This is a genomic window from Campylobacter coli LMG 9860 (assembly GCF_000254135.1).
GTDB classification, from domain to species: domain Bacteria; phylum Campylobacterota; class Campylobacteria; order Campylobacterales; family Campylobacteraceae; genus Campylobacter_D; species Campylobacter_D coli.
The window spans coordinates 1-4,911 of sequence record NZ_AINS01000054.1 but is presented as its reverse complement, the minus strand read 5'-3'; the positions used below and the strand labels follow the sequence as shown (position 1 = coordinate 4,911).

Genomic DNA, 4,911 nt, shown 5'->3' with positions numbered 1-4,911 from the left:
ACAACATCAAAATTTTTAGCAATATATTCCCTATCAAAATCTAAAAAAGAAATATTTGCATTAGCTCCAAAACCACCCACTATAAAAACTATGGCTTTGATATCTTTTTCATCATCATAACTTATACGGTATTCAAGCTTGCTGGTTCTTTTAATGCCTAGTTCTACATCATCACAAGAATCAATTTCAAAGGTTTGATTTATGAGCATTATTCCACCCCATTTGCATTATTTTATTGTATTTTAAAGACAATTATACTTAAATTTTAGTAAAATAAAACACAAAAAAACAAGGCTTAACTATGAAAAATCTTTGCATAATCCCTGCTCGTGGTGGATCAAAAAGAATTCCTAGAAAAAATATCATTGATTTCCTAGGCAAACCTTTAATCGCTTATAGCATAGAAAATGCTTTAAATTCAGGTATTTTTGATGAAGTGGTGCTTTCAAGCGATGATGAAGAAATCATAGAAGTAGCCTTAAAATACGGTGCAAAAGCTCCTTTTGTGCGTGATAAAAATTTAAGCGATGATTATGCTTCAAGCACTGCTGTAGTGCAAAATGCCATAGAAATTTTACAAAGCCAAAATCAAATTTATGATCATGTCTGCTGCCTTTATGCTACTGCTCCTTTGTTAAATAAAGACATTTTAAAACAAGCCTATGAAAAATTTATACAAAATCAAAGCAAGTTTTTATTTGCTGCTACTGAGTTTGAGTATCCTATACAAAGGGCATTTTATCTAAATGAAAACAATCAAGTTTATATGTTTGATGAAAAACATTATAAAAGTCGTTCACAAGATCTAACAAAAGCTTATCATGATGCAGGAGCTTTTTATTTTGGTACAAGCAAAGCTTGGCTTGAGGAAGATTTTATATTTAAACCTCATTCTAGCGTGTTTGTATTGCCAAGAAATTTAGTTTGCGATATAGACACCATACAAGATTTGGAATTTGCAAAAATACTTTATAAGGTAAATCATGAAAGTGCTTTTTAGAAGCGATAGCTCCAGTCAAATAGGCTTTGGACACATTAAACGCGATCTAGTCTTAGCTAAACAATATGATGATGTAAGTTTTGCTTGCTTGCCTTTAGAAGGCTCCTTGATCGATGAAATTCCTTATCCTGTTTATGAGCTTGATAGTGAAAGCATTTACGAACTTATCAATCTCATCAAAGAAGAAAAATTTGAACTTCTTATCATTGATCACTATGGCATCAGCGTAGATGATGAAAAACTGATCAAGCTTGAAACAGGGGTGAAAATTCTAAGCTTTGATGATGAAATAAAGCCTCATCATTGTGATATTTTACTCAATGTCAATGCCTATGCAAAAGCAAGTGATTATGAAGGTTTAGTGCCTTTTAAATGCGAAGTAAGATGTGGTTTTTCTTATGCTTTAATCAGGGAAGAATTTTATCAAGAGGCCAAAGAAAATAGAGAAAAAAAATATGATTTTTTCATTTGCATGGGTGGAACTGATATAAAAAACCTTTCTTTACAAATTGCTAGCGAATTACCTAAAACAAAAATCATCAGCATTGCAACCAGCTCTTCTAATCCTAATCTTAAAAAATTGCAAAAATTTGCAAAATTACATAACAATATTAGATTATTTATCGATCATGAAAATATTGCAAAATTGATGAATGAAAGCACAAAGCTTATCATCAGTGCTAGTTCTTTAGTCAATGAAGCTTTGCTTTTAAAGGCTAATTTTAAAGCCGTTTGTGTCGCTAAAAATCAAGAAAAACTAGCCAATTGGCTAGTTCAAAAAGGCTATGAAGTGGAGTATAGACTTTGATAGGCTTAAAAGATTTCACTCATTTAAATGGAAACGAAATTTTGCTTATATGGCAATGGCGCAATGATGAAAAAATAAGCCAGTTTATGAAGACAAAATATATCGATTTTCAAGAGCATTTAAATTTCATTACTAGCTTGAAAAAAGATCAAAGTAAAAAATATTTTTTGGTTTTTAAAGATGATGGGGCTATTGGCGTGATTGATTTTATCAATATAATGCAAGATTCTTGCGAATTTGGACTTTATGCAAAGCCTGATTTAAAAGGCATAGGGCAAATTTTAATACAGGAAATCAAAAAATACGCCTTTGAAAACTTAAAAGTAAATACTCTTAAAGCTTATGTTTTCAAAGACAATCGCAAAGCTTTAAAATTATATCAACAAAATCATTTTACTATTTATGATGAAGATAAAGATTTTTACCATATTTGCCTAAAGCAATCTGACTGCAAAGCCTTGCCTAGCTAATTCTTCTTTTACATCTTTAGGGGTATACTTAGAAAAATGAAAAATATAAGCACCCGCTAAAGCATCAGCACCTAAATTTAAAGCCTCAACTCCATCACTTGGATTGCTAAGTCCTCCATTGATAATAAGAGGAATTTTAAGTTTATTTTGAAAGATCTTTAAAAGTTCTAAATCATAACCCTTTGCCCTTCCTTCAAAATCCACAGAAGTTAAAAGAAGCTCTCCAGCTCCTTTTTTTTCATATTCTAAAGCAAGTTCTAAAGGACTTTTTTCAAGTAAATTTCCCCTGTCATAAACACAAAATTGCCCTCCTTTTCTTTTAACATCTATAGAACAAACTATACATTGAGAACCAAAACGATTAGCCGCTTTACTTATAAAATCCATATCTTCTAAGGCCTTAGAATTGATAGAAATTTTATCCGCACCTAAATTTAAAATCTTTTGTATATCTTCAAGGGTTTTTATCCCGCCACCTATAGTTAAAGGCATAAAACATTCTTTAGCAAGATCTTCTATACTTTCAAAGTCTATCTCACCACTTTTTGAAGCATCTATATCTAAGATAATAAGTTCATCAACATTGCGTGCATTATAAATTCTCATCGTTGAAGTTAAGTGTCCTATAGTACGAAAATCTTTAAATTCTATACTTTTAACAAGTTGAGAATTTTTTAATAACACGCAAGGGATAATTCTAGTTTTTAACATTTAAAGCCTTATAAAATTTTCTAAAAGTTTTAAGCCTAAATTTTGACTTTTTTCAGGATGAAACTGCGTCGCAAAAATATGATCTTTTTGTAAAGATGCAACAAATTTATGTCCGTATTGTGCTTTAGCACTTACAAACTCATCTTTGCATTTCACATAAAAAGAATGCACAAAATAAAAATCACTCTTATTATCTATGCCTTGATACAAAGGATCTTGTTTTAAAATTTCAAGCTCATTCCAACCCATATGTGGGATTTTTAAATTTAAATCCTCTTCAAATTTGACTACTTCACCTTCTATAAAACCAAGTCCTTCGCAAACTCCACCTTCATAGCCCCTTTCTAAAAAAAGTTGCATTCCTAAACAAATGCCTAAAATAGGTTTTTTTTGTACTAAAACTTGCTCTTTTAAAGCTTCTATAAAACCAAGTTCTTTTAAATTTTTCATCGCTTCTTTAAAAGATCCCACTCCAGGTAAAAGCAATTTATCTGCTTTTTGCAAATCTTTTGGATTTTTAGCTATGAAATTTATAGCTCCTATTTTTTCAAAAGCCTTTGCAACAGAGTTTAAATTTCCCGCCTTGTAATCAATGAGCGCTATCATTTTAAAACACACTCGTCTTTTCTTACCAAAGAACCATCATAATCTCTTATAAATTTACCATTTTCATCACGTTTAAAAATTTTTTTATTGGTAAAAGAATCTACTATTTTTTGAAATTCTTCCTCACTAAAACCACTGAATTCAAGGTATTTTTTAATAGCCTTTTTAGGGGGCTTGCCATCGTATTTTTGTACCAAACGCACCCCTTCTTCACGGCTGATATAACCTAAACGAATATCCAAACAAGCATTATCCGTTGCTCTACCAAAGCCGTATTTGCAGTATTTTAAATAATCATGCACATGATTAGAATAACAATCTAAATTTTCAAAATTTTCATAAGTAGTCTCAACAGGACGATCTAGAGTTAAAAAACCATATTTTTTAGAAATTTCAAGAATTTTTTTATAATCCCATTTAAAATAATATCCTAAAAAAAGTCCTGTAACCCCTACTCTTTGAAGTTCTTCATCACTTGGATAAGTATATAAAAACAAATCTTTTTCAGTAATACCATTTACCCCAAGCATATCAGAAGCACGATTTCCTAAAAGCCCGCCAAATTCTTCAAGCCACTCTCTGCCTAAAATATTCTTATTTTTACTACTCGCAGGACCGCCATACTCTATCTGCGGACTTTCTCCCCAGATGATCAAAGGCACTCCAAAATTTACCGCTATGCGTGGAACAGAAGTAAAAATTCCCAAATGGTTTTGCCACTCATTATCCCCTGTTCTTATAAAAGCTTCACGGGCAAGTTTTTGATAAACTTTTGGATCACGCTTGATATGGATCAAATCCACGCCAAGATGATTTAAATTGTCTAAATTTTTGCGCCCTATTTTCGTAGGTACGCTAGGCTCAAAACATACACACAAAGGATTAAGTCCAAGTTCAAGCATTTTAACCACTTGAAAAGTAGAATCTTTTCCGCCACTTACTCCGATAACACAATCATAAACAGGATGTTTTTTGTATTTTTTTATAAGCTCAAAAAATTCTTTTTCTCTTTCTTGCCAATTAATATTTTGATTTTTAGCTTCTTGAGAACGACAAGCATCACAAACACCTTCTTCATCAAAATGTAAATCAGGCTTAGTATCTGGCATCACACATTTTTTACAAAATTTCATAAATTTCCTTTAATTAGTCTTAAATATATATCGTTATAATTAAATTTTATTTTATGATTTTATATATTTATATTATATAAAAATTAAAAAATGAATGAATTCTATAATTTAAATCCATATGGCATTTTTTGAATGAAACCAAGCAAAATCATAACAAAGTCGTAATATTTATATAATATAAAT

General features: G+C 30.7%; 7 protein-coding genes. 3 read left to right on the top strand and 4 right to left on the bottom strand.

Translation table 11 applies throughout. The annotated features are described in order from the left end of the window. On the bottom strand, nucleotides 1-209 hold a 209-nt coding region (locus CCO88_RS07525), incomplete at its 3' end, for a DUF2920 family protein (protein ID WP_002784875.1). 92 nt (nucleotides 210-301) lie between these two features. Between CCO88_RS07525 and pseF the strand changes: the two genes are divergently transcribed. From pseF to pseH, 3 genes are read left to right on the top strand one after another with little or no spacing between them, the layout of a single operon-like run. Then, nucleotides 302-1,000, top strand: a complete 699-nt coding sequence (gene pseF / locus CCO88_RS07520; RefSeq protein ID WP_002792808.1) for a pseudaminic acid cytidylyltransferase — start codon at nucleotides 302-304, stop codon at nucleotides 998-1,000. Further along, nucleotides 984-1,808, top strand: a complete 825-nt coding sequence (pseG, locus tag CCO88_RS07515; RefSeq protein WP_002839976.1) for a UDP-2,4-diacetamido-2,4,6-trideoxy-beta-L-altropyranose hydrolase — start codon at nucleotides 984-986, stop codon at nucleotides 1,806-1,808. Before pseF ends, pseG begins: the two co-directional genes overlap by 17 nt. Then, the gene (gene pseH, locus CCO88_RS07510) at nucleotides 1,805-2,278 is read left to right on the top strand and encodes a UDP-4-amino-4,6-dideoxy-N-acetyl-beta-L-altrosamine N-acetyltransferase (RefSeq protein WP_002820328.1); all 474 of its coding nucleotides are present in this window, start codon (nucleotides 1,805-1,807) and stop codon (nucleotides 2,276-2,278) included. The genes pseG and pseH overlap by 4 nt, the downstream gene beginning before the upstream one ends. On the opposite strand, the gene CCO88_RS07505 is transcribed toward pseH, so the two are convergent. Genes CCO88_RS07505 through pseA form a run of 3 tightly spaced genes read right to left on the bottom strand, consistent with a single transcriptional unit; the run spans nucleotide 2,243 to nucleotide 4,728 of the window. Continuing rightward, nucleotides 2,243-2,989, bottom strand: a complete 747-nt coding sequence (locus tag CCO88_RS07505; protein ID WP_002781801.1) for a HisA/HisF-related TIM barrel protein — start codon at nucleotides 2,987-2,989, stop codon at nucleotides 2,243-2,245. The two genes, pseH and CCO88_RS07505, sit on opposite strands and share 36 nt — an antisense overlap. Then, nucleotides 2,990-3,595, bottom strand: coding sequence for an imidazole glycerol phosphate synthase subunit HisH (gene hisH / locus CCO88_RS07500; protein WP_004297688.1), 606 nt, complete (start codon nucleotides 3,593-3,595; stop codon nucleotides 2,990-2,992). It lies immediately after the preceding gene. After that, nucleotides 3,592-4,728 carry a pseudaminic acid biosynthesis protein PseA gene (pseA, locus tag CCO88_RS07495; RefSeq protein WP_002800248.1) on the bottom strand — a complete coding sequence of 379 codons (1,137 nt, stop codon included), beginning with the start codon at nucleotides 4,726-4,728 and terminating at the stop codon, nucleotides 3,592-3,594. Before pseA ends, hisH begins: the two co-directional genes overlap by 4 nt. Between the last annotated feature and the right edge of the window lie 183 nt (nucleotides 4,729-4,911).